The organism is Microbacterium sp. NPDC064942 (assembly GCF_049545525.1).
GTDB lineage: Bacteria > Actinomycetota > Actinomycetes > Actinomycetales > Microbacteriaceae > Microbacterium > Microbacterium gawkjiense.
Window position 1 is genome coordinate 35808 of record NZ_JBMWDR010000007.1, and the last position, 23088, is coordinate 58895.

Here is a 23088-nt window from a genome sequence, read left to right on the forward strand (position 1 = left end):
ACACCCCGCCGACGATGTGTGACGGCGTCGGGTCAGGCAGCCGCCTCGCGACGTTCGGCCAGTCCGTCGATGACCCCGCGGTAGGCGTCCAGCATGCGATCCGCGCCCACTCGAGGGCGGGCGGCGAGGGCCGCGGCGCGGTAGTCCGGCCGGCGGGCGATGACCTTCGCCCAGGCAGCGGCGATCGCGTCGGGGTCGTGCGGCGTGACGAGTCCGATGCCCGCGACGACCTGCGCGGCGTCGCCGACCGCCGTCGTCACCGGGGTCGCCCCGCTCGCCGCTCCCTCGATGAGGCAGAGCGGCGACGCCTCGCCGAACGCGCTCGTGAGGGCCACGATGTCGGCCCCGCGGTACAGGCGCGGCATGTCGTCGCGGATGCCGAGACGATGGATCCGCTCGACGGGAGCACCCGCCTCGGCGATCGCAGCGGTGAGCGCGGGGTCGTCGACCGTCATGCCGGCGCCGCACAGGACGTACTGCGTGCGGGTGTCGCGCGCCGCGTGCGCGGCGACCGCCCGCAGGAACAGCCCGGGGTCCTTCATCGCGTCGAAACGCGCCGCGAACAGGACGACCGGCGCGGTCGGGGCGATCCCGAGGTGGGCGCGCAGCGGCATCCGCTCGTACGGCTTGGGACGGTACCGCGTCAGGTCGATCCCGTTCGGGATCACGACGCGCTCGACGGACGGCGGCGTGTAGCGCGCGTAGGCGTCGCTCGTGGATTCCGCGCACGAGATGGTCGTGGTGAGCCGACCGGATGCCGCCAGCTCCCCCATCCAGCGCGCCGCGGCGCCCGAGTGCGTCGGGTCAGAGCGGTGCAGGCACGCGGCGATCGGCACGTCGGGGAGGAGGCCGCGGGACTCGAGGGCGAGGAGGAGGCCGAGCGGCTGCTCCTTGAGGGTGAGGATCACGTCGGCGCGCCGGACGGCCGCGGCGGCGACCTCGAGCTCCGCGTCGGTGAAGCTCTCGGGTTCGGGCGGCAGGGCGCCGGCCTCGCGCCCCAGATCGGTGACGTCGACACCGGCGTCGCGCAGCCACCGGTACCGCGGGTCGTCGGCGACGTGCTGCACGGCGCCCTCGCGCCGGGCGCGCGACGCGATCGACAGCACGGCATGCTCGTGCGAACCGTCCTGGTGGAGCGACGTCACGACGTTCGTGTGGAGCACGCGGGCGCCACCCGAGAAGAGGCCTTCGTACAGCGAGAGCACGCGGTGACCGGTCATCCCCCCATGCTGAGGCGGGGCCGCGCCGGCGCGATGAACCGCAGATGACCATCGCGTGAAGATCGCCGCAGGGGTCACCGTGCGGTGGTGACCGCCTCCCACGCCGCGTCCGAGAACAGGGTGATCCAGACGGCGAAGACGACCAGGCCGACGGCGGTCGCGACGAGCCAGCCCCAGAACGGAGCGAGCCCGCGCCCCGTCTCGCGGTGCACGACGAACGTACGACCGGCGACGTAGACGCCGAGGGTGGCGACGAAGGCGAGCGCCGCCCAGCCCCAGCCGAAGGGTGACGGGATGCCGCGACGCCGCAGCGCGCGATGGTCGAGGCGCGCGAACAGCACCGCGAGGGCGACGAGGACGAGATCGACGACGACCAGCAGGCTGAGGCCGGCGACGATCCACCCCGCCGGCGTCAGCGCCGCGGACGCCTCACCGAACAGGCGCGCGACCGCCTCCCCGTCGAGGAACGCCCCCGTGTAGAGCGGCAGGACGGATGCCGCGATCGCCGCCCAGATCCAGATGGTGCCGGCGCGCGCGGCGCCGGGTGCCGGGGCGGGAGTGGGCGCCGGGGCGGGGTTGGGAGGAGACGTGGGGGCGGGCGCCGGCGCGGGAGCCGGGGCAGCGGCGGGTTCCGGGTCGTCGACCGCGACGGGCGTGCGCGGGGCGACCGTGTCGGTCGCCCACTCGGTGCCGTCCCACCATCGCAGCTGATCCGGCTCGCCCGGGTCGGGGTACCAGCCCGCGGGCGCCTGGCGGCTCACCGGCCGCTCTCGTCCCGGCCGCCCGTCGACGAGGCGAGCTCGGCACCGGCGTGCGCGAGCTCGGCGAGCGCGGCTTCGCTGGGGGCGGGCGCGACGCCGGCGATGAGGTCGGTGAGGATGCGGACCCGTCGATCGTGCGCGATCGCGTCGAGGGCGGATGCCCGGACGCAGTGATCCGTCGCGATCCCGGTGACGTCGACGTCGACCACGCCGTGCGCCGTCAGCAGGTCGGCGACCGTCTCACCGGCATCCGTCACCCCTTCGAACAGCGAGTAGGCGGGCTGGCCCTGCCCCTTCTTGACGTGGTGCGTGACCGCGCTCGTGTCGAGGCCGGGGTCGTAGTCCGCGCCCGGGGTGCCCGCGACGCAGTGCACGGGCCACGAGTCGACGAAGTCGGGCTCGGCGGCGAAGTGCCCGCCGTTGTCGCCGTCGCCGTCGTGCCAGTCGCGCGAGGCGACGATGAGGTCGTAGTCGGCGGCGTGTGCTCTCAGGTGCGACGTGATGGCTGCGGCGACCGCATCCCCTCCGTCGACGCCCAGGGCCCCGCCCTCGGTGAAATCGTTCTGCACATCGACGATGAACAGCGCTCGGGTCATGTGACGAGGGTACGACGGCGCGGGGCCGGCGGTCATCTCCGTGTCGCGGGCGGCGCGGCTACGCTGGCGGTATGACCGTCCCCGTCCGCGACCGCCGCTCGACCGCAGGCATCCTGGCCGCCCTCGGCCTCGACGTCGTACTGGTCACGGTCTTCGCCGCGATCGGACGGGCCAGCCACTCCGAGGTGCCGTTCACCGGTCTCGCGACGACGGCGGGGCCCTTCGTCGCCGCACTCGTGGCCGGCTGGCTGGTGGCCCTCGCCTGGCGCGCCCCGCTCGCGGTGGTGCGCACCGGCATCCCGGTGTGGGCGGTCACCGTCGTCGGCGGCATGATCCTGCGCGCCCTCTCCGGTCAGGGCGTGCAGGTCGCCTTCGTCATCGTCGCCGCATCCGTTCTGCTCCTGTTGCTGGTGGGATGGCGGCTCGTCGCCGCGCTCGTCGCCCGCCGCCGCTCGGCCGACTGACGGCGCCCCTCACGCGTCGAGCGTGCGGCGGTACTCGGCGCGCGTCATCTCCTCGGGTGCGGCATCCGCCGAAGCGTCGCCCGCATCGACACGGGACAGCTTCGAGGGCCACCAGATCTTCCGGCCGATGTCGTACGCGAGGGCCGGCACGAGCAGCGAGCGCACGATGAACGTGTCGAGCAGCACGCCGAAGGCGACGATGAAGGCGAGCTGGACGAGGAACAGGATCTGGATCACGCCGAGCGCCGCGAACGTCGCCGCCAGGACCAGACCCGCTGAGGTGATCACCCCGCCCGTCGCGACGAGTCCGCGGAGGATGCCGCGGCGCGTCCCGTGGACCAGCGACTCCTCGCGCACGCGCGACATGAGGAAGATGTTGTAGTCGATGCCGAGGGCGACGAGGAAGACGAAGCCGTAGAGCGGCACCGCGGGATCGCCGCCCGGGAACCCGAACACGTCGTTGAAGACGAGCGCGCTCACGCCCAGCGCCGCCGCGAACGACACGATGACGCTGAGGATCAGCAGCACCGGCGCGAGCACCGAGCGCAGCAGCAGCATGAGGATCAGCAGCACGACGACGAGGATGACGGGGATGATCACCGTCCGGTCGCGGATCGAGGTGTCGTTGGTGTCGAGGTCGACGGCGGTGGTTCCGCCGACGATGCCCTCGAACGGCGCGTCGGCGAGGGAGGCTCGCAGCTCGCGCACCGTCTGTTCCGCCTCGAGCGAGTCCGCCGCGTCCGAGAGGGTGGCCACGAGCATGACGTCGCCGCCGTCCACAGTCGGCTCGGGGGCCGGCGTCCCGGGAGGACCCTGCGGCGCCAGGACGAGTTCGCCGCCCTCGACGCTGACGGCGGCCTGCCCCGAGGGCGTGTCAGCGGCCACCACACCGACGGAGTCGACCCCGTCCTGACCGGCGACGAGCTCGGCCGCCTCGGGGGCGTCGCCCTCGGACACGATGACGTAGAGCGGGCTGCCCGACCCCGCCGCGAAGTGCTCGGCGAGCACGACCCCGCCGTCCCGCGCTGGGGACTCCCCCAGCACGAGTTCGCTGGCGGGGACGCCGTCCGCCTTCAGCTGGGTGACACCGACGGATGCCGCCAGCAGCACGACCGTCGAGAGGATCCAGACGACCCGCGCGCGGCGCGCGACGAACCGTGCGAGCTTCGCCCACAGCCCGCGGGTGGGCTGCGTCAGGTCGGCGGGGAGCTCCGCCATGCCGGTCTTCGGGATGAACGGCCAGAACGCCGCGCGCCCGACGAGCGCGAGGAGCGCGGGCAGGAAGGTCAGCGCCGACAGCATCGCGAACGCGATGCCGATCGAGGCGATGGGGCCGAGGGCACGGTTGCTCGCGAGGTCGCTCAGGAGCAGGCAGAGGAGGCCCGCGATGACCGTGCCGCCCGAGGCGAGGATGGGTTCGATCGAGCCCTTCCAGGCGGCGGTCGCGGCATCCCACCTCCGGCGGCCCTCCCCGATCGCCTCCCGGAAGCGCGCGACGTAGAGCAGGGCGTAGTCGGTCGCGGCGCCGATGACGAGGATGAAGAGGATGCCCTGGACCTGACCGTTGAGGACGACGATCCCCGCCTTCGCGAGCCACCACACGCTCAGGAGGGCGACGCAGAGCGCGAACACCGAGGTCAGCAGCACGAGGATCGGCAGCAGCGGCGACCGGTAGACGACCACGAGGATGACGAACACGGCGCCGAGTGCGACGAGCAGCAGCAGGCCGTCGATGCCGGTGAAGCCGGTCGCGAGGTCGGCGGTGAAGCCGGCCGGACCCGTGACCCACGCCCGCAGGGAGTCGGGAGCGTCCGCCGCGACGAGTTCGCGCACCTCGCCGACGATGTCGGTGACCTCCGCCGAGGCGTCGATGGAGACCACCACCTGCGCCGCCTCGCCGTCCTCGGACGGGATGGCGGGCGAGACCTCGAGGACGCCCTCGAGTGCACCGATCTCGTCGGCGACGGTCTGCACGCCCTCGAGGTCGGCGGCGTCGAGACTGCCGGTGCCCTCGAAGACGACGAGCGCCGGGATCGCGTCGCCGCCGAGGAAGTCGTCGAGGCGCTCCTGCACCTGCGTCGACTCGGCGCTCTGCGGCAGGAAGCTCGACTGATCGTTCGTCGAGACCTCCTCGACCTTGCCGAAGTAGGGCCCGCCGATGGATCCCCCGGCGAGCCAGATGACCACGAGGACGAGTGGAAGCGCGATGCGCAGCCAGCGTGAGGATGTCGATGCGGAGGACATATACCTAGCTTATCTAGATATACGCTTTTGCAACAATCTCAGGATCGCAGGAAGAAGACGATCACCGAGGCGAGCACCGTCACGACGCCCAGCGCACCGCCGCCGACCGCCAGCCCCACCAGCAGTCGCAGGACGGGCGGACGCCTCGTGAACCGCATGCGATCGCGCCAGCCGTGGCGATACCAGATGCGCGCCGTGCCGCCTGCCCCGAGGTGATCGCGGTCGTGAGCAGACAGCTCTGCGGCGTTCACCTCGCCGGCGTCGTCGAGCCACCGCAGGGTGCGACCGTCCTCGTCGAGGTACGCGTCCGCGGGGAGCCAACTGCCGTCGGACGCCCACACGACGAGGGCGGCGATCCCGAAGACGACCGCAGCCCCGAAGCCCACCCACGAGAAGATCTCGAGAATCGCATCGAGGGCCTGTGTCACCCGTGTGTCCTCTGTTCTGGAGCCACCTAAGGGAATCGAACCCTTGACCTATTCATTACGAGTGAATCGCTCTGCCGTCTGAGCTAAGGTGGCGCGCTTCGCTCGCGCGTTGCACGATCATCGATCCTACAGGGTCCGAGGGGATGGTGCGAACGCGCCCCTATCCGGCGTCGCAGCGGACGTCGCCGGTGGGCACCTCGCCGTCCTCGACGTACGCCACGACGGTCTCGTCGACGCAGGCGTTCCCCTTGTTGAACCCGGTGTGCCCCTCCCCCACCCGCGTGATCAGGATGCCGGAGCTCAGCTGCTCGGCCAGGGCCGCCGACCACTCGTAGGGGGTCGCGGGGTCGTTCGTGGTGCCGATGACGAGGATCGGCGCCGCCCCGTCGGCGGTGATCTCGCTGCGTGAGCCCGTGGGCGGGTAGGGCCATTCGTCGCAGAGGTCGACGTCGGAGCTCCAGTACGGCGCGAAGGTGGGCGCGTCCTCGGCGACCTGAGCCTCCGCCTCCGCGACGACGTCGGCCGGGTCGGCCGGGTAGTCCATGCAGTTGTACGCCGAGAACGCTTCCGTCGAGTTGTCGAGGTACGACCCGTCGTAGCGGTTGTAGTAGCGGTCGACGAGGGCGAACATCTCGTCGGGATCGCCTTCGAGGACCGCGGTGAGCGCCGACGAGAGCGTCGCCCAGCTGCCCTCGCTGTAGAGCGCCGAGATGATGCCCATCACGAGCGCATCGGCCCCCAGCATCCGCCCGTCCGAGGCCGGCAGCGGGGACGCGTCGACGGCGGCGAGCGCGTCCTCGAGCTGCTGCTGCGCCGCGTCCTGCGCCCCGTCGAACGGGCAGTCCGAGCCGGCGAGGCACCAGGTCAGATAGGCGTCGAGCGCGGATTGGAAACCGGCGGCCTGTCGCGCGCCGACGATCGCGCCCGGGATCGACGGGTCGAGTCCGCCGTCGAGGACGACCCGGCCGACGTTCTGCGGGAAGAGCTTCGCGTACGTTGCGCCGAGGAACGATCCGTACGAGTACCCGAGGTAGGCGAGCTTCTCGTCGCCGAGCACAGCGCGCATGAGGTCGAGGTCGCGGGCCGCGTTCTCGGTGGTGATGAAGGGCAGGATGCCGCCGCTGTTCGCGTCGCAGGCGCGGGCGAACGCGGCGGCCGACTGCCGCTGCTCGCCGGCGCGCTCGGGCGTGCCGCGCGGGGCGGCGGGGATGTCGAAGAGGTACCGGTCCATCGCGGCGGCGTCGAGGCAGCGCACCGCCGTGGAGCGTCCGACCCCGCGCGGATCGAAGCCGACGACGTCGTACGACTGCAGCAGCTTCGGCCCGACGGCGAAACCCGCCGACTGCCGGACCATGTCGACGCCGCTCGCACCCGGTCCGCCGGGGTTGACGAACAGCGACCCCTTCGACTCGCCGTTCGAGGCGACGCGGACGATGACGGCGAGGTCGAGGTCGCCGGCGTCCGGGTCGGTCCAGTCGCGCGGCGCGGTGATCGTGCCGCAGAAGTAGTCCCCGTCGTCGAAGCCGGTGCACTGCTCCCATGCGACGTCCTGGCCGTAGTAGTCCTCGAAGCCGGCGGGGGCGCCGGAGACCACCGGCGCGCGGTCGGGGGCGACGGGCGTCCTCGGGGTGCAGCCGGCGAGCATCGCCGCGAGACCGGCCGCCAGGACGGCGGCCGCCGCGCGGCGGAGCACGCCGCGGATCACGCCGCGCGCCCCGTCGCGACGGTGATCAGCATGCTCTCGAGGGCCAGGGCGGGGGCGGCATTGCCCTGCAGGTTGGTGCGCGTGAGCGCGATGACGTCGAGGACGGTCAGGGTGTGCTGCGGCGTCCACGCCGCCGCGAGCGCCTCGATGTCGGGCGTGAGCTCGCGGTTGATGAGCTCGGTCTCGCGGCCGAACTGCCGCATGAGCGTGTCGCGGTAGAGCGACTCGAGGTCGGTCAGCACCCGGTCGATCCCGTCGCGCAGGCTGCGGGTCGCGCGCCGTTTCTGCTCGTCCTCGAGGGCGCTGACCTGGCTGCGCACGGCGGGAGGCACGGCGCTGCCCGGAGCGACCCCGAGCGTGCGCAACAGCGCCTCGCGCTCGCTCTCGTCGCGTTCCGCGGTGAGCGCCTTCGCGTCGTCGGTCGCGGACTGCACGATCGTGGCCGCGACCTCGACCGCGTCGCCGACACCGCGCACGCGGAGCACCGCGCGGAGGGTGCGCTCGCGACGCTCACGGGATGCCGCATCCGTCGCCAACCGCTGCGCCATGCCGATGTGGCGCTGTGCGAGCCGGGCCGACTGCTCGGCCACGGTGTCATCGACGCCCGTCCGCTGGACGATGAGCCGGGCCACGTCGGCGACGTCGGGCTCGCGCAGCCGCAGAATGCGAACGCGCGAGCGGATCGTGGGGAGCAGATCCGCGTCGCTCGGCGCGCAGAGGATCCAGACGGTCTGCTCGGGCGGCTCCTCGAGGGCCTTCAGCAGGACGTTGCTCGTCCGCTCGACCATGCGGTCGGCGTCCTCCATGACCATGACCCGGTAGCGCCCGAGCGACGGCGAGAAGTAGGACCGTTCGACGAGCGAGCGCGCCTCTTTGATCGAGATGATGACGCCCTCGGTGCGGAGGGCCGCGAGGTCGGGGTGGGTCCGCGCCATGACCTGCCGCATCGCGTTCTCGTCGCCCGGCTCGGCGATGAGCGCCGCCGCGAACGCGTACGCGAGGGTCGACCGGCCCGATCCCGGCGGTCCGGTGATGAGCCACGCGTGCGCCAGCTGGGAGGGGTCGGATGCCGCGGACCGCAACTGCGCGACGGCCTCGTCCTGACCCCAGACCTCGCCCCACGGGAGCACGTCGGTGGAGGCGGTCATGCCGTTCAGCCTACGAGGTGCCGGGGACGCTCAGGACAGGTGCGGGGCGACGCGGGAGCGGATCTCCGCCGCGATCTCGTCGATCGCCCGCGTCGCGTCGACGACGAGGAAGCGGTCCGGATCGGCTTCCGCGAGCGCGAGGAACGCCGCGCGCACGCGCTCGTGGAACGCGCTCTTCTCGGCTTCGAGCCGGTCGAACGGCTTGTCGGCGGCATCCAATCGTCCGCGCGCCGTCGCCGGATCGACATCCAGCAGGACCGTGATGTCGGGGAGCGCACCCTCCGTGGCCCACAGCGACAGGTCGCGGATCTCCCCTCCGTCGAGCACGCGGCCGGCGCCCTGATAGGCGACCGAGCTGTCGAGGTAGCGGTCCTGGAGGACGACGTCGCCGCGCTCGATCGCCGGCCGCACGACGGTCGCGACGTGGTGGGCGCGGTCGGCGGCGTAGAGGAGCGCTTCGGCGCGCGGCGCGATGTCGCCGCGGTGGTGCAGGACGATGTCGCGGATGAGGACGCCGACGTCGGTGCCGCCGGGTTCGCGCGTGCGCACGACCCGGCGACCCTGCTCGCGGAGCCACTGCTCCAGCAGGGCCGCCTGCGTCGTCTTGCCCGAGCCGTCACCCCCCTCGAGGGTGATCCACAGCCCGGAGGTCACTTCTTCTTCGCCGCCGGCTTGCGCGCCGCGGGCTTGCGGGTCGTGCGCTTGGGCGCCGGCCCCTTGGCCCGCTTGTCGGCGAGCATCTGCACGGCGACCTCGAAGGTGATGTCGTCGGGCGTCTGACCGCGCGGGATCGTCACGTTGGTCGTGCCGTCGGTGACGTAGGCCCCGAAACGGCCGTCCTTGATGCGGATCGGCTTGCCGCTTACCGGGTCGGCCTCGAACTCCTTCAGCGAGGTCGCGGCGCGGTTGGCGTACTTCGGCTGCGAGTAGATCTCGAGGGCCTGCTCGAGCGTGATGTCGAAGATCATGTCCTCGCTCGCGATGCTGCGCGAGTCGGTGCCCTTCTTGATGTACGGACCGTACGGACCGTTCTGGGCCGTGATGACGGTGCCGGACTCGGGGTCGACACCCACTTCGCGCGGCAGCGACAGGAGCTTCAGCGCGGTCGCGAGGTCGATCGTCTCGGGCGACATGCTCTTGAACAGCGAGGCGCGCTTGGGCTTGGGCGCGACGGCCTTCTTCGCGCCGCGCTTGGGCTTCGCGTCCTCGGCCGGCGCCTCCTCCTCGGGCAGCACCTCTTCGAGGTAGGGCCCGAAACGACCGTCCTTGATGACGACGTCGCGGCCGTTCTCGGGGTTCTGCCCGAGGACACGGTCGCCGCCGACGGGCGCCTCGATGAGCTCCTGCGCCTTCTCGGGCGTGAGCTCGTCGGGGGCGAGGTCGTCGGGGACGTTGATGCGCCGCGGCGTCTCGGGGTCGTCGCCCGGGACCTCGAGGTACGGACCGTAGCGGCCGAAGCGGAGCACCGCGACGTCGCCGATCCTGGTGGAGTTGATCTCGCGCGCGTCGATGTCGCCCAGGTTGTCGACGATGTTGCGGAGGCCGACGTGGTCCTCGGAGCCGAAGTAGAACTCGCGCAGCCAGGCGGCGCGGTTCTGCTCGCCCCGGGCGATCGCGTCGAGGTCGTCCTCGAGCGCGGCGGTGAAGTCGTAGTCGACGAGATCGGCGAAGTGCTCCTCGAGCAGCCGCACGATGCTGAACGCGAGCCAGCTGGGGACGAGGGCCTGGCCGCGCTTGGACACGTAGCCGCGGTCGAGGATGACGTCGATGATGCTCGCGAAGGTCGAGGGACGGCCGATGCCGCGCTCCTCGAGCGCCTTGACGAGCGACGCCTCGGTGTAGCGGGGCTTGGGGCTCGTCGCGTGCCCCTTGGGCTCGACGTCGGTCAGCCGCAGCGCGTCGCCGACGGCGAGCGCCGGCAGTGACTGGTCGTCGGTGCGGTCGTTGTCGTGGCGCTTCTCGTCGCGACCCTCCTCGTACGCGTCGAGGAAGCCCTTGAACGTGTAGACGGTGCCGGATGCCGTGAACGTCGCGGTGCGACCGGCGGCATCCGCGTCGATCGCGACGGTCGTCGTCTCGTACTTGGCGTCGGCCATCTGGCTGGCGACGGTGCGCTTCCAGATCAGGTCGTACAGGCGCAGCTCGTCGCGGTCGAGGCCGGAGGTGACCTCCTGGGGCGTGCGGAAGTGCTCGCCCGAAGGACGGATCGCCTCGTGCGCCTCCTGCGCGTTCTTCGCGTTGTTGCGGTAGCTGCGGGGATTGGCGGGCACGGCCTTGTCGCCGTACAGCGCGACGGCCTGCGTGCGCGCCGCGGTGACCGCTTGGGCCGACAGGGCGGTCGAGTCGGTACGCATATAGGTGATGTACCCCTTCTCGTAGAGCCGCTGCGCGACGCCCATGGCGTGCTTGGCGCTCATCGAGAGCTTGCGACCGGCCTCCTGCTGGAGGGTCGAGGTCGTGAACGGGGGCTTGGGGCTGCGCGTGCCGGGCTTGGCCTCGACGCTGACGACGGATGCCGCGCCCGACGCCTCGAGCGCTGCGGCCAGCTCGCGCGCCTGGTCCTCGCTGAGGACGACGACGGCCTTCTTCAGCGCACCGGTGTCGTCGAAGTCGGTGCCGCGCGCCAGAGGGGCGCCGTCGAGGCGGGCGAGGCGGATCGCGAACGAGTCCGACCCCTTCACGGCGGTCGAGTCGACGTCCCAGTACGAGGCGGACACGAACGCCATGCGCTCGCGCTCGCGCTCGACGACCATGCGGGTCGCGGCGGACTGCACGCGCCCGGCGCTCGTGCCCTGACCCACCTTGCGGCGTGTGACGTCCGAGACGTCCCAGCCGTAGAGGCGGTCGAGGATGCGCCGCGTCTCCTGCGCGTCGACGAGGGCGTGATCGAGCTCGCGGGTGTTCTTCACCGCGGCCTGGATCGCGTCCTTCGTGATCTCGTGGAAGACCATGCGCTTGACGGGGACCTTGGGCTTCAGGGTCTCGAGCAGGTGCCACGCGATGGCTTCGCCCTCGCGGTCCTCATCGGTGGCGAGCAGGAGTTCGTCGGCGTTCTTCAGGGCGCGCTTGAGCTCGGCGACCGTCTTCTTGCCGCGGTCGCTCTCCACATAAAGAGGAGTGAAGTCGTTCTCGATGTCGATGGAGTACTTGCCGACGGAGGTCTTCTTCAGATCCGCCGGGATGTCCTTCTTGTCGGCGAGGTCGCGGATGTGCCCGACCGAACTCATGACCTCGTATCCGTCACCCAGGTATCCCTGGATCGAGCGCATCTTCGTCGGCGACTCGACGATGACGAGCTTCTTGCCCTGTGCCACGTGGGGTCCTTTCTTCGTTGCACACCATACACACCGCGTTGTCAAGAGCACGCTGGGAGCGGTTGCGGTCCGGCGCGTCACCCGGCGCCGGGCGGCGGGCCCGCGCGGGCGCGCGCCCGCGCATCCAGGGGGCCGACGCCGATCGAGACCTCGATCGTGACGATGAGGCCGTCGATGCGACACGCGGAGACCGACGCGCCCACGCGCGAGGCGACGTCCGCGGCGCGTGCGCACGGTTCGCCGGGAACGAGGCCCGACGCGGTGTCGGCGGCCGCCAGGGCTGCGGCGTCGGCAGCTCCCGCGGCGCGCGCGGCGGTCGCCGCCGCCCCTCCGGCTGCGAGGAAGCCGACCGCGAGGGTCGCCGTGACCGCCAGGACGCCGACGATCGTCGCCGATCCTGCCATCAGTCCCCCTCCGGTGCGGGCAAAGCGCACGACGACGCGCGCAGGTCGGGCAGCGGCAGCGGGACCCCCGACGCCGCGGTCAGATCGACGCAGACGAGGTCGCCGTCCCGGCGGGTCCCGACCTCGGCGCCCGAGGCGAGGGCGCGCGCGGCGGCAACCACCCGATCGGCGGGCTCCTCCCGAGCGGCCAGACGCGCCGCCTGCGCGGCGGCGTGCTCGAGCCGCACCTGCCGACCGCCCACGGAGAGCGCCGAGACCGCGAGCACGAGCACGAGGACGACGGCGGGGACCGTCACGGCGAACTCCGCCGCGACCGATCCCCGCTCGTCGCGCCTCATGAGACGGTCAGGGCGCGCCGGACCAGGTCGGTGAGGATGCCGCGCACCTCGTCCGAGCGCATGATGATGACGAGCAGGCCCGCGAAGGCGACGGCCGCCATCGTCGCGATGGCGTATTCGGCGGTCGCCGCGCCGGTCTCGTCGGCGAACAGTTCCGCCGCGCGACGGCGGGTCAGGGTGGGCAGGTCGTGGGATGTCATGATCTCCTCCGATGTGGGTTGTGGATGTGGGCACGTCTGGGGCTCACAGCGTGAGCGGGGTCGTGGTGAGGACCGAGAGCAGCATCGGCCCGACGCCGAGCAACAGGAACGCGGGGAGGGTGCAGACCCCGAGCGGCAGCAGGAGCCGCCCGGACAGGGCGGCGGCGCGCAGCCGACCCTCCGTCCGTGCCGACTGACGGCGGGCCGCGGCATCCGCTCGGAGCAGTTCGACGGCGGGGGCGCCGGCGGAGCGGGAGAGCGCGAGCACCGCGCCGGTCTCTCTCGACGGCGCGAGGCCCGACGCCGCCGCCGCGACCTCGATCGCGCGCGGGATGGAGACGCCGCCCGAGAGCGCGATCGCGATCACCTCGGCATCGAGCCCCGGGATGTCGTCCCCGGGCTGCGCCCGGGCGACGAGGGCGCGGGTCCACCGGTGGGTCAGGAGCATCAGCGACCCTCCGGCCACGAGACAGACGGCGCCTGCCGGCGTGGCGAGGGCCGTGAACGGGTCGAACCCGAGCGCCGCGCCCAGCCCCAACGCGACGAGGGGCAACCACGCGATGAGGCGGGCCGTCGTCTGCGGCTCGGCGAGCGCCGTGCGCACGTCGTCGCGCGCCTGATGGGCGTCGCGGAGCGCCTCGGCGAGGCCGCGCAGGTTCGCCGCCAGGGGCGCCCCGACGACGGTCGCGACCTGCCACGCCACCCCGATCTGGCGCCATGCCTCACCGCGTTCGGCGAGAGCGGATGCCGGCGGATCCCCTGCGTCGAGGCGGGCGCAGACCGCGCCGGCGGTGTCGTCCCCCGCCGCGGCCAGGTGGCGCCAGGCCGCGCCCGGCGCGATGCCGGCCTGCAGCAGGACCGCGAGACGCTGGACGACGGCGGCGACCGCTGCCGCGTCGGGTGCCGCCGCGGCATCCGCTCTCCTCCGGCGCCTCACGGGAGGTCCTCCACGCCGAGCCGGTCGCCGCGCACGACGGGACGCGCGATCCCGGTCACGCGCCGCACTCCGTCACGACCCCGCTCGATGTGCACGACCGCGCCGATCGCGCTGGCGGTCTGCCGCGCGAGCGCCCGGTCGTCCATGCCGGCGAGGGCGCCGAGCGCTTCGAGGCGCGCGGGCACGTCGGCGATCCCGCTCGCGTGGACGGTGCCCGCGCCGCCGTCGTGTCCCGTGTTGAGCGCGGTCAGCAGTTCGCGGACCTCCTCACCGCGACACTCCCCCACCACGAGACGATCCGGCCGCATCCGCAGCGCCTCGCGCAGCAGGCGCCCGAGCGCGATCGCCCCGACGCCCTCGAGGTTCGCCTGCCGCGCCTCGAGGCGGACGTGGTGCGGGTGGGCGATGCGCAGCTCCGCGACGTCCTCGATCGTGACGATCCGTTCCGACACCGGGACCCGCCCGAGGAGCGCCGCGAGCAGCGTCGTCTTGCCGGCGCCGGTGGCCCCCGTCACGAGGATGTTCGCCCGCTCGTCGACGAGCCGCTCGAGGCGTGCGCCCGTCGCGGCGTCGAAGGTGCCGCGACGGCCCAGCTCGTCGAGGTCGGCCATACCCGTCCCGGCCAGACGGATCGAGATCGTCGCGCCCGTGCAGGCGATGGGCGGCAGGACCGCGTGCACCCGCACCCCGTGCTCCCACCGCACGTCGGCACACGGCGTCGCGTCGTCGAGGTGCCGCCCTCCCAGCGCGATCAGCCCGACGGCGAGCTCGCGGACGGCCTCCTCGTCGAGGCGCCAGTCCGGGATCCGTTCCGCTCCCCCACCCCGGTCCACGTACAACCCCTGCGTGCCGTTGACGAAGACGTCGGTCACCTCGGGGTCGGCGAGGTAGCGCCGCAGCGGTGCGACGACGGGATGCGGCGGCACCGGGCGCGGCTCGGCGGACGCCGTGCGGCCCCGCGGAGCGACGATGAACGGATGCGGCATGCCCGAGACGCTAGGCGCGGCGACGGGGGCGCCGCGGCGGCCGTCGGGCAGCGGTGGAGGACCGCGTCCGCACTCGAGGTGTGAAGGAATCGGCGCACCCCGCCCGGGAAAAGGAGAAGGGCGGCACCCATTTGGGGGGAAGGGTGCCGCCCACGCGACCGCGCTTCAGGGGGGATCAGCGGGGCCGCGAAGCCGAATCGATGTTCGGGCGTTAACGATCTTACGCTCATCGGCGGAGTGCACGTTCACAGACACTCGATGGTTGCCACGCACCCACTATCGGCGGTAGTAGACGACGACGAGCGATCCTAGAGTGACCGCATCGCAGGACGAGGCCACGACGGCCCGACGCAAAGGAGCGCCGCATGAGCAGCCAGATCGACCACCTCCTCACCGAGACCCGCCGCTTCGCGCCGTCCGCGGAGTTCGCGGCCCAGGCCAACGCCCACGCCGACCTGTACGAGGCCGCCGCGCAGGATCGCGAGGCCTTCTGGGCCGAGCAGGCGCGCGCCCTCCACTGGCACACCCCGTTCACGAAGACCCTGGACTGGTCGAACCCGCCGTTCGCCACCTGGTTCGAGGACGGCGAACTGAACGTCGCCTACAACTGCCTCGACCGGCATGTCGAGGCGGGCCTCGGCGACCGCGTCGCCCTGCTCTGGGAGGGCGAGCCCGGCGACGAGCGCCGGGTGACCTACGCGGAGCTGACCGACGAGGTCAAGCGCCTCGCGAACGTCCTGACCGACCTCGGGGTCGAGGCCGGCGACCGCGTCGCCATCTACCTGCCGATGATCCCCGAGGCCGTCGTCTCGATGCTGGCCGTCGCGCGCATCGGCGCGATCCACTCCGTCGTCTTCGGCGGCTTCTCGGCCGACAGCCTGCGCTCGCGCATCGACGACGCCGGCGCCAAGCTCGTCATCACGAGCGACGGCGGCTACCGCAAGGGCAAGGCCTCGCCCCTCAAGCCCGCCGTCGACCAGGCCCTCGCCGACCGCGGGCACGGCCCGCAGGAGACCGTCGAGCACGTCCTCGTCGTCAAGCGCACCGACACCGAGGTCAGCTGGCAGGACGGGCGCGACCTCTGGTGGCACGACCTCGTGCCCGCGGCATCCGCTGATCACGTCGCGCAGCCGTTCCCGGCCGAGAACCCGCTCTTCATCCTCTACACGTCGGGGACGACCGGAAAGCCGAAGGGCATCCTGCACACGAGCGGCGGCTACCTGACGCAGGCCGCCTTCACGAACAAGGTCGTGCACGACCTGCACGCCGAGACCGACGTCTATTGGTGCACGGCCGACATCGGCTGGATCACGGGACACACCTACGTCACCTACGGTCCGCTCGCCAACGGCGCGACGCAGGTGATCTACGAGGGGACGCCCGACACCCCGCATCCGGGCCGCTGGTGGGAGATCGTCGCGAAGTACGGCGTGACGATCCTCTACACGGCCCCGACGGCGATCCGATCGTTCATGAAGCTCGGCCGCAGCATCCCCGAGCAGCACGACCTCTCCTCGCTCCGACTCCTCGGCAGCGTGGGCGAGCCCATCAACCCCGAGGCGTGGATGTGGTACCGCCACGTCATCGGCGGCGACACGGCGCCGATCGTCGACACGTGGTGGCAGACCGAGACCGGCGCGATCATGGTGTCGGCCCTTCCGGGGGTGACCGAGACGAAGCCGGGCAGCGCCCAGGTGCCCCTCCCCGGCATCAGCGTCGACGTCGTCGATGAGAAGGGCGAGGTCGTCGGCAACGGCAACGGCGGTCTGCTCGTCCTCACCGAGCCGTGGCCGAGCATGCTGCGCGGCATCTGGGGCGACCCCGAGCGGTTCAAGGAGACGTACTGGGACAAGTTCGCCGACCTCGGCTACTACTTCGCCGGCGACGGGGCTCGCCTCGACGAGGACGGGGACGTCTGGTTCCTCGGCCGCGTCGACGACGTCATGAACGTCTCGGGGCACCGGTTGTCGACGACCGAGATCGAATCGGCCCTCGTCGGCAACGAGGCAGTCGCCGAGGCCGCGGTTGTCGGCGCGTCCGATGAGACGACCGGTCAGGCGGTGGTGGCGTTCTGCGTCATCAAGGAGTCGTACATGAAGGCGCACTCGCTCGACGGCCTCGTCGACACGCTGCGCGTGTGGGTCGGCGAGCAGATCGGCCCCATCGCGAGGCCGCGCGACATCTACATCGTCACGGAACTCCCCAAGACCCGCAGCGGCAAGATCATGCGCCGCCTGCTGCGCGACGTGGCGGAAGGGCGCGAGGTGGGTGACACCACGACCCTCGCCGACACGATGGTCATGTCGACGATCAAGGGGCAGGTCACGAAGAAGTAGCGCGGCCGGCAGCCCGGTCGATCAGGCGTGCGAGAACACGACCTCGACTTCGACCGGGCTGTCCAGCGGCAGCACGGGCACACCGACGGCGGAGCGCGCGTGACGGCCGGCGTCGCCGAAGATCTCGCCCAGCACGCTGCTCGCGCCGTTGATCACGACGGGCTGGCCGGTGAACTCGGGGACGGATGCCACGAATCCCGTCACCTTCAGGACGCCGGTCAGCCGGTCGACACCGCCCACGGCGGCCGCGGCGGCGGCGATGGCGTTGAGCGCGCACTGGCGCGCGAGCGCGGCGGCGTCGTCCGCGGAGACGAGGCCCTCACCCTCGCCCACCTTCCCGGTGGCCGGGAGCGCGCCGTCGACCATGGGGAGCTGCCCCGCCGTGTAGACGAGGTCGCCGTGCACCTTGGCCGGGATGTACGCCGCCAGCGGCGGGACGACGGAGCCGAGCTCGATGCCCAGCTCGGCGAGTCGCGCGGAGACCGACATCAGCCCTGCCCGAACTGCCGGGCGGCCTGAGCCGCGGCATCCAGTCCGGCGTTGGCGGAGCCGTCGCCGCCCGAGGGGCGCTTGAAGTAGCCGACGAGGCCGCCCTCGGGGCCGGTCACCACCTGCACGAGCTCCCACCCCTGCTTGCCCCAGTTGTTGAGGATCGCGGCGGTGTTGTGGATGAGCAGGGGCGTGGTCATGTACTCCCACGTGGTCATGCGGTGCTCCCGGAGGTCGAGGCGGGGCGGCCCTGACGGGCGCGACGACGGGAGCGTCACCGAGGCGTCACCCAGCTATCTCCCTTACGATCAGCCTATGCCCCACTCGAAACGCACGGCCACCGGTGTGCTCGGAGGCCTGTTGGGCCTCATCGGTCTGAGCACTGTGGCCGCTCTCCTCGTCACGGCGACCATCACTCCCGCGATCGCCGTTTCCGGCTACGCCGCGACGAGCGCGATCAAGATGTTCGAGAACATGCCGAGCTATCTCAAGATCGAGAAGCTCATGCTGCCGACGACGATCTACGCGAAGGACGACGAGGGCAAGGACGTCAAGCTCACCGAGTTCTACGATCAGAACCGCATCCCGGTCACCTTCGACCAGGTGAACCCGGTGATGTACGACGCGATCCTCTCGAGTGAGGACAAGAACTTCTACACGCACGGCGGCGTCGACCTGCTCGGCACGCTGAGCGCGCTCGCCCGCAACGCGAGCTCCGGCTCGAACCGCGGTGGATCCTCGATCACCCAGCAGTACGTCAAGAACGTCCTGCAGCAGACCTGCGAGGCGAAGGCCGTCGGTACCGAGCAAGTTCAGGCCTGCTACAAGGAGTCCACCGCAAACACAGGCACGGCGGGCTACCAGCGCAAAATCCAGGAGATGCGCTACGCCATCCAGCTCGAGAAGGAGTACTCGAAGGACGAGATCCTCCTCGGTTACCTCAACATCGCGCACTTCGGCGGGACTGTCTATGGCATCGGCGCGGCCGCGCGGCACTACTTCGACACCACGCCCGACAAGCTGACCATCGGTCAGGCGGCAGTGATCGCCGGCATGGTGCAGGAGCCCAACACGCTCCGCATCGACCGGCCCGACGGCTCGACGACGACCAGCGACGGCACGCCTGTCAACGGCGCCGGTGACGGTTACAAGCTGAGCAAGGCGCGTCAGGTCTACGTCTTGAACCGCCTGCTCGAGGACAAGAAGATCACGCAGGCGGAGCACGACGAAGCCGTGGCCGCACCCATCGAGCCGCAGATCACGTCGCGCCCGCAGGGGTGTTCCGAGGCTGAGGGGGCCGAATTCTTCTGCGCGTACGTCACGTCGATCATTCGCGGCGACAAGGCGTTCGGTGAGAGCGAGGCGGACCGCATCGCGGCGCTGCGTCGTGGCGGGCTGAGCGTCTACACGACGCTCGACCTATCCCTGCAGGAGGCCGCGAACGAGGCAATCTCGGTGGTGCCCGCCAGCGTCGATTACATGGACCTCGGTGCCTCGGGCGTCCAGGTCGAAGTGGGCACGGGTCGTGTGCTCTCGATGGTGCAGAACCGCCCGTGGGCGGATCAGGCCGATGACAAGACGACCACCCAGGTCAACTACAACGTCCCCGCGCGCAACGGCGGCGGCGGTCACTCGGCCGGATCGACGTACAAGGTGTTCAGCCTCATCAACTGGATGCAGCAGGGTCACTCGGTCAACGAGATGCTCAACGGACGCGTCGGCACCAAGACGGTGCAGACGTGCGACGGTGCGACACAGACCGTCTACACCGGTGAGGGCACCGGACCCGACGGCCAGCCCCGGATCGGCAACTTCGAGCGCAACCGGGGCTACACCGGCACCGTCGCCCGCTTCACGAAGGACTCGCTGAACTCCGGCTTCCTGACCATGGCGGAGAAGATCCCGGTCTGCACGACGAACAAGGTGGCCGGCGACCTGGGCGTGACGCTCGGCAACGGCCAGCCGCTCGACCAGAACAACAACCCCTACGACGTCCTCGGCTCGCAGGATGTCGCGCCCATCGACATGGCGAACGCGTACGCCGCGATCGCCTCGAACGGCACGCTCTGCGCCGCGAAGGCCATCGACCGCGTCGTCGACGCGGACGGCGAGGAGCAGCCGATCCCCGACACGAAGTGCGAGCGCAAGCTCAGCGAGGACGTCGCGGCAACTGCGGCCTACGTCCTGCAGAGCGTGATGACCGGGAGCGGAACCGGTAGCGGTGCCCGCACGTTCGACGGCGTGCCGATCTTCGGCAAGACCGGCATCCACCAGTTCCTCCACACCTGGATGATCGGCTCGAGCACCGAGGTCACCACTGCGGTCTGGGTCGGCAACGTCAAGGGCAACGAGCGCCTCGAGAACCACTACGAGAGCGGCTACCGACTCTCCCGTATCCGCAACTCGATCTGGCCCGCCATGCAGCGAGCCGCGAACGCGGAGTTCGGTGGCTCGAAGTTCCCCGAGCCGTCGAAGGAGCTCACCAAGCGCAGCTATGCGCGGCTTCCGAGCGTCATCGGTCTCGACGTCGATGCCGCGACCGAACGGATCGAGGACGCCGGCTTCAGCGTCGTCGTCGGCCGGCCCGTCTCCTCGCCGGAGGCCGAGGGCACGATCGTGTCGCAGACGCCCGGCGCGGGCCGCGTCGTCTCGGGCACCACGGTCACCATCAACCCGAGTGACGGCGAAGGCGTCGTGGTCCCGGGTGTGAGCGGCACCCCGGAGCAGGCGGCGCGGGCACTGTCCGACGCCGGCTTCCGCAACGTCGCGCAGACGTGCGAGGACAACGACGGCGCGCCCGCAGAGGGTGTCGTCACCGGCACGGATCCCGCCGCCGGCGAGACCGTGAGCCGCGACGCCACGATCACCATCGAGTACCAGTCCTCCGACTGCGACGGCAACGGTGACGGTGACGGCGGCGGCAACGGGGGCGGCGGCAACGGTCGCGGCAACGGCAACGGTCCGTGAGGCCCGCCGGTCACACCGCCCTCACCGCGCTCGGCGCGGTGGGTGCGGTCGGCGTCGCCGCCGGCATCTGGGGCGTCGGGATCGAGCGGTACCTCTTCACGCTCCGGCGTCATGAGCTGGCCGTCCTGCCGCCGGGGAGCCCCTCGGTCACCGTCCTCCACCTGTCCGACGCCCACATGGCGCCGTGGCAGCACCGAAAGCAGCGCTGGATCGCCGACATCGGGGACCGCATTCAACCCGACCTCGTCGTGAACACGGGCGACAACCTGGGGCACGTCGACGGTCTGCGCGGCATCCGGGCGGCGTTCGCGCCCCTCCGCGGCGTACCCGGGTTCTTCGTGCACGGGTCGAACGACAAGGTCGCCCCCAGCGCCCGCAACCCGATCAAGTACCTCTTCGGCCCGTCGGGACCGCAGAACCACGAGTCCTTCACTCCGTCGCTCGACACCGACGCCCTCGACGACTACCTGATTGGCCTCGGCGAGACGCTCATCGACAACACCGCCGCCAGCATCCGCGTCGGCGGTGTCCGCATCGACGGCTTCGGGGTCGACGACGCGCACCGCGACTTCGACGACCTCGACGCCTCCATCGACGCGCTCCGTGCCCTCGGCGCCGGCGCAGACGTCCGCCTGGGGGTCACGCACGCTCCCTACCGACGGGTGCTGGACGCGTTCACGGATGCCGGTGCCGACCTCCTCATCGGCGGGCACACGCACGGCGGCCAGGTCCGCATCCCCTTCTCGAAGAAGGCGCTCGTGTCGAACTGCGACATCCCGCTCGAGAAGGCGCGCGGGCTCAGCTCGTGGACGCACGACGGACGCACGGTGCCGCTGAACGTCAGCGCCGGCCTCGGCCACTCGATCTACGCACCCGTGCGCTTCGCGTGCCGACCCGAGGCATCCGTCCTCGTCCTCCGCGCCCGACGCGCCGACGATTCGCCCGAGGGGCGGTCGGCAGGGTAAGCTTGGAGGGTTGCCACGGGGTGTGGCGCAGCTTGGTAGCGCGCGTCGTTCGGGACGACGAGGCCGCAGGTTCAAATCCTGTCACCCCGACCGCAGAGAGGCTCCGCCGGATTCCGGCGGGGCCTTTCGCATCCCTCCTCGGAGGGGCCATCGCACCTCCCACCGAACGGAGTCCCATGACCTCTCCCCGCCTCGTGGCCTTCGACCTCGACGACACGCTCGCACCCTCCAAGAGCGCCATCGATCCGCGGATCGGCGAGCAGCTGCTGCGCCTCGCGGAGCGCGTCGAGGTCGCGATCATCTCGGGTGGCCAGCTGCAGCAGTTCCGCTCGCAGGTCGTCGAGCGCCTGCCCGAAGCGGATGCCGGCCTGCTGGCGCACATCCACCTGATGCCCACGTGCGGCACGCAGTACTACCGCCTCACCGCGGACGGCATCGAGACGGTCTACGCCCTCTCCCTCACCGACGACGAGAAGCAGCGCGCACTCGCGGCCGTCGAGGAGGAGGCGAAGCGCCTGGGCCTGTGGGCCGAGCAGACGTGGGGACCGATCCTCGAGGACCGCGGGTCGCAGATCACCTTCTCGGCGCTCGGTCAGTCCGCTCCCCTCGACGCCAAGACGGCGTGGGACCCGACCGGGGAGAAGAAGAACACGCTGCGCGACGCGGTGGCCGCCCGCATCCCGGACCTGGAGGTCCGCTCCGGCGGGTCCACCTCGGTCGACATCACGCACCGCGGGATCGACAAGGCCTACGGCATGAGCAAACTCGCCGAGCAGACCGGCATCCCGCTCGACGACATGCTGTTCGTGGGCGACCGCCTCGACGAGCACGGCAACGACTACCCCGTCCTCGCGATGGGCGTGACCTGCCACGCCGTCGAGGGCTGGGAGGACACTGCCGCCTACCTGGACGAGCTGATCCCGACCCTGCAGGCCCGCTGAGCCGCCTCAGCGCAGCCTGCCGCCCGACTCGCGCAGGTAGCACCGGGCGCACATCGACTCGTACGTGACGCGGTCGGCGGACAGTTCGTCGATCGCGACCTGGTCGCCGTCGAAGACGAACCGGCCGCCCACCAGCCGCGCGTTGAACAGCGCCTTGCTGCCGCAGCGGCAGATGGTCTTCAGCTCTTCGAGACTGTGGGCGAGCTCCATGAGCCGCGCGGACCCCGGGAAGGCCCGGGTCTGGAAGTCGGTGCGGATGCCGTAGGCGAGGACGGGGATGCCGTCGTTCACCGCGATCCGCAGCAGGTCGTCGATCTGATCCGGCGCGAGGAACTGCGCCTCGTCGATGAGCAGGCAGGCGACGTCCGTCCGGGTGTCGGGCACGAGTGCCGCCTCGGCGTCGACCTGCACCCGCCGGCGATGCTCCGCGAACAGCGCGCGGGCGTCGTCCTCCGGCCCGATGAGGAAGTCGACCCTGCGCTCGACGCCCAGCCTGCTGGAGATCTGGTCGGCGCCCTTGGTGTCGATCTCGGGCTTGGCCAGCAGCACGTGCTGCCCGCGCTCCTCGTAGTTGAACGCAGCCTGCAGCAGCGCCGTCGACTTGCCCGAGTTCATCGCGCCGAAGCGGAAGTAGAGCTTCGCCAC

General features: G+C 71.4%; 22 protein-coding genes and 2 tRNA genes. 6 read left to right on the forward strand and 18 right to left on the reverse strand.

Annotated elements, in window-relative coordinates:
* Positions 1-32 precede the first annotated feature (32 nt).
* From ACPEH2_RS11995 to ACPEH2_RS12005, 3 genes are all read right to left on the reverse strand, one after another.
* The gene (locus tag ACPEH2_RS11995; protein WP_423718807.1) at positions 33-1220 is read right to left on the reverse strand and encodes a glycosyltransferase; all 1188 of its coding nucleotides are present in this window, start codon (positions 1218-1220) and stop codon (positions 33-35) included.
* Positions 1221-1294: 74 nt separating this feature from the next.
* On the reverse strand, positions 1295-1981 hold the full coding sequence (locus ACPEH2_RS12000; RefSeq protein WP_423718808.1) for a DUF2510 domain-containing protein: 687 nt from the start codon (positions 1979-1981) through the stop codon (positions 1295-1297).
* Positions 1978-2577: an isochorismatase family protein gene (locus ACPEH2_RS12005; protein WP_423718809.1), complete on the reverse strand. Its 600-nt coding sequence runs from the start codon at positions 2575-2577 to the stop codon at positions 1978-1980. The genes ACPEH2_RS12000 and ACPEH2_RS12005 overlap by 4 nt, the downstream gene beginning before the upstream one ends.
* A gap of 71 nt (positions 2578-2648) precedes the next feature.
* On the opposite strand from ACPEH2_RS12005, the gene ACPEH2_RS12010 reads away from it, so the two are divergent.
* Entirely contained in the window at positions 2649-3041 is a 393-nt protein-coding gene (locus ACPEH2_RS12010) for a DUF3054 domain-containing protein (protein ID WP_423718810.1), read from the forward strand.
* Positions 3042-3050: 9 nt separating this feature from the next.
* Here ACPEH2_RS12010 and ACPEH2_RS12015 read toward each other — a convergent pair whose 3' ends face one another.
* From ACPEH2_RS12015 to ACPEH2_RS12070, 12 genes are all read right to left on the reverse strand, one after another.
* Positions 3051-5285: an MMPL family transporter gene (locus ACPEH2_RS12015; protein ID WP_423718811.1), complete on the reverse strand. Its 2235-nt coding sequence runs from the start codon at positions 5283-5285 to the stop codon at positions 3051-3053.
* 38 nt (positions 5286-5323) lie between these two features.
* On the reverse strand, positions 5324-5713 hold the full coding sequence (locus tag ACPEH2_RS12020; RefSeq protein ID WP_311860057.1) for a hypothetical protein: 390 nt from the start codon (positions 5711-5713) through the stop codon (positions 5324-5326).
* A 17-nt stretch (positions 5714-5730) separates the two neighbouring features.
* Positions 5731-5806 (reverse strand) — tRNA-Thr (locus tag ACPEH2_RS12025).
* Positions 5807-5873: 67 nt separating this feature from the next.
* The gene (locus tag ACPEH2_RS12030) at positions 5874-7418 is read right to left on the reverse strand and encodes an alpha/beta hydrolase (protein ID WP_359919422.1); all 1545 of its coding nucleotides are present in this window, start codon (positions 7416-7418) and stop codon (positions 5874-5876) included.
* Positions 7415-8566: a DNA polymerase III subunit delta' gene (locus tag ACPEH2_RS12035; RefSeq protein WP_423718812.1), complete on the reverse strand. Its 1152-nt coding sequence runs from the start codon at positions 8564-8566 to the stop codon at positions 7415-7417. The genes ACPEH2_RS12030 and ACPEH2_RS12035 overlap by 4 nt, the downstream gene beginning before the upstream one ends.
* Before the next feature lie 30 nt (positions 8567-8596).
* Positions 8597-9220, reverse strand: coding sequence for a dTMP kinase (gene tmk / locus ACPEH2_RS12040; RefSeq protein WP_359919424.1), 624 nt, complete (start codon positions 9218-9220; stop codon positions 8597-8599).
* Positions 9217-11880: a type I DNA topoisomerase gene (gene topA / locus ACPEH2_RS12045; RefSeq protein ID WP_359919426.1), complete on the reverse strand. Its 2664-nt coding sequence runs from the start codon at positions 11878-11880 to the stop codon at positions 9217-9219. Before topA ends, tmk begins: the two co-directional genes overlap by 4 nt.
* A 77-nt stretch (positions 11881-11957) precedes the next feature.
* Positions 11958-12284, reverse strand: a complete 327-nt coding sequence (locus ACPEH2_RS12050) for an Rv3654c family TadE-like protein (protein ID WP_359919428.1) — start codon at positions 12282-12284, stop codon at positions 11958-11960.
* A complete protein-coding gene (locus ACPEH2_RS12055) occupies positions 12284-12622 on the reverse strand; it encodes a TadE family type IV pilus minor pilin (RefSeq protein ID WP_359919430.1) in 339 nt (112 codons plus the stop codon). The genes ACPEH2_RS12050 and ACPEH2_RS12055 overlap by 1 nt, the downstream gene beginning before the upstream one ends.
* A complete protein-coding gene (locus tag ACPEH2_RS12060) occupies positions 12619-12822 on the reverse strand; it encodes a DUF4244 domain-containing protein (RefSeq protein ID WP_064003058.1) in 204 nt (67 codons plus the stop codon). The genes ACPEH2_RS12055 and ACPEH2_RS12060 overlap by 4 nt, the downstream gene beginning before the upstream one ends.
* Before the next feature lie 43 nt (positions 12823-12865).
* On the reverse strand, positions 12866-13759 hold the full coding sequence (locus tag ACPEH2_RS12065) for a type II secretion system F family protein (protein ID WP_359919432.1): 894 nt from the start codon (positions 13757-13759) through the stop codon (positions 12866-12868).
* Positions 13756-14745: a TadA family conjugal transfer-associated ATPase gene (locus ACPEH2_RS12070; RefSeq protein ID WP_359919434.1), complete on the reverse strand. Its 990-nt coding sequence runs from the start codon at positions 14743-14745 to the stop codon at positions 13756-13758. The genes ACPEH2_RS12065 and ACPEH2_RS12070 overlap by 4 nt, the downstream gene beginning before the upstream one ends.
* Positions 14746-15110: 365 nt before the next feature.
* Between ACPEH2_RS12070 and acs the strand changes: the two genes are divergently transcribed.
* Positions 15111-17081 (forward strand): acetate--CoA ligase, encoded by a 1971-nt coding sequence (gene acs, locus ACPEH2_RS12075; protein ID WP_359919436.1) that lies wholly within the window; start codon positions 15111-15113, stop codon positions 17079-17081.
* 21 nt (positions 17082-17102) lie between these two features.
* On the opposite strand, the gene ACPEH2_RS12080 is transcribed toward acs, so the two are convergent.
* On the reverse strand, positions 17103-17570 hold the full coding sequence (locus ACPEH2_RS12080; protein WP_217530896.1) for a RidA family protein: 468 nt from the start codon (positions 17568-17570) through the stop codon (positions 17103-17105).
* Positions 17570-17788, reverse strand: a complete 219-nt coding sequence (locus tag ACPEH2_RS12085; protein WP_064003053.1) for a DUF4177 domain-containing protein — start codon at positions 17786-17788, stop codon at positions 17570-17572. Before ACPEH2_RS12085 ends, ACPEH2_RS12080 begins: the two co-directional genes overlap by 1 nt.
* A gap of 97 nt (positions 17789-17885) precedes the next feature.
* On the opposite strand from ACPEH2_RS12085, the gene ACPEH2_RS12090 reads away from it, so the two are divergent.
* The 4 genes from ACPEH2_RS12090 to ACPEH2_RS12105 all read left to right on the forward strand — a co-directional run bounded on the left by ACPEH2_RS12090 (position 17886) and on the right by ACPEH2_RS12105 (position 22443).
* Positions 17886-20537, forward strand: a complete 2652-nt coding sequence (locus tag ACPEH2_RS12090; RefSeq protein ID WP_359919438.1) for a transglycosylase domain-containing protein — start codon at positions 17886-17888, stop codon at positions 20535-20537.
* Positions 20534-21502 (forward strand): metallophosphoesterase, encoded by a 969-nt coding sequence (locus ACPEH2_RS12095; protein WP_359919439.1) that lies wholly within the window; start codon positions 20534-20536, stop codon positions 21500-21502. The genes ACPEH2_RS12090 and ACPEH2_RS12095 overlap by 4 nt, the downstream gene beginning before the upstream one ends.
* Before the next feature lie 16 nt (positions 21503-21518).
* Positions 21519-21592, forward strand: a tRNA-Pro gene (locus ACPEH2_RS12100).
* Between the two features lie 86 nt (positions 21593-21678).
* Complete coding sequence (locus tag ACPEH2_RS12105) at positions 21679-22443, forward strand: HAD-IIB family hydrolase (protein WP_423718813.1); 765 nt, start codon at positions 21679-21681, stop codon at positions 22441-22443.
* Positions 22444-22449: 6 nt separating this feature from the next.
* Here the strand turns inward: ACPEH2_RS12105 and ACPEH2_RS12110 are convergent, their stop codons facing one another.
* The gene (locus tag ACPEH2_RS12110) at positions 22450-23088 is read right to left on the reverse strand and encodes a thymidine kinase (RefSeq protein ID WP_423718814.1); all 639 of its coding nucleotides are present in this window, start codon (positions 23086-23088) and stop codon (positions 22450-22452) included.

Excerpts from the sequence above, each read along its gene's own strand:
- ACPEH2_RS11995 (WP_423718807.1), bottom strand. The coding sequence starts at position 1,220 with ATGACCGGTCACCGCGTGCTCTCGCTGTACGAAGGCCTCTTCTCGGGT.
- ACPEH2_RS12005 (WP_423718809.1), bottom strand. The coding sequence starts at position 2,577 with ATGACCCGAGCGCTGTTCATCGTCGATGTGCAGAACGATTTCACCGAG.
- ACPEH2_RS12010 (WP_423718810.1), top strand. The coding sequence starts at position 2,649 with ATGACCGTCCCCGTCCGCGACCGCCGCTCGACCGCAGGCATCCTGGCC.
- ACPEH2_RS12015 (WP_423718811.1), bottom strand. The coding sequence starts at position 5,285 with ATGTCCTCCGCATCGACATCCTCACGCTGGCTGCGCATCGCGCTTCCA.
- ACPEH2_RS12035 (WP_423718812.1), bottom strand. The coding sequence starts at position 8,566 with ATGACCGCCTCCACCGACGTGCTCCCGTGGGGCGAGGTCTGGGGTCAG.
- ACPEH2_RS12050 (WP_359919428.1), bottom strand. The coding sequence starts at position 12,284 with ATGGCAGGATCGGCGACGATCGTCGGCGTCCTGGCGGTCACGGCGACC.
- ACPEH2_RS12055 (WP_359919430.1), bottom strand. The coding sequence starts at position 12,622 with ATGAGGCGCGACGAGCGGGGATCGGTCGCGGCGGAGTTCGCCGTGACG.
- ACPEH2_RS12060 (WP_064003058.1), bottom strand. The coding sequence starts at position 12,822 with ATGACATCCCACGACCTGCCCACCCTGACCCGCCGTCGCGCGGCGGAA.
- ACPEH2_RS12070 (WP_359919434.1), bottom strand. The coding sequence starts at position 14,745 with ATGCCGCATCCGTTCATCGTCGCTCCGCGGGGCCGCACGGCGTCCGCC.
- acs (WP_359919436.1), top strand. The coding sequence starts at position 15,111 with ATGAGCAGCCAGATCGACCACCTCCTCACCGAGACCCGCCGCTTCGCG.
- ACPEH2_RS12080 (WP_217530896.1), bottom strand. The coding sequence starts at position 17,570 with ATGTCGGTCTCCGCGCGACTCGCCGAGCTGGGCATCGAGCTCGGCTCC.
- ACPEH2_RS12085 (WP_064003053.1), bottom strand. The coding sequence starts at position 17,788 with ATGACCACGTGGGAGTACATGACCACGCCCCTGCTCATCCACAACACC.
- ACPEH2_RS12090 (WP_359919438.1), top strand. The coding sequence starts at position 17,886 with ATGCCCCACTCGAAACGCACGGCCACCGGTGTGCTCGGAGGCCTGTTG.
- ACPEH2_RS12105 (WP_423718813.1), top strand. The coding sequence starts at position 21,679 with ATGACCTCTCCCCGCCTCGTGGCCTTCGACCTCGACGACACGCTCGCA.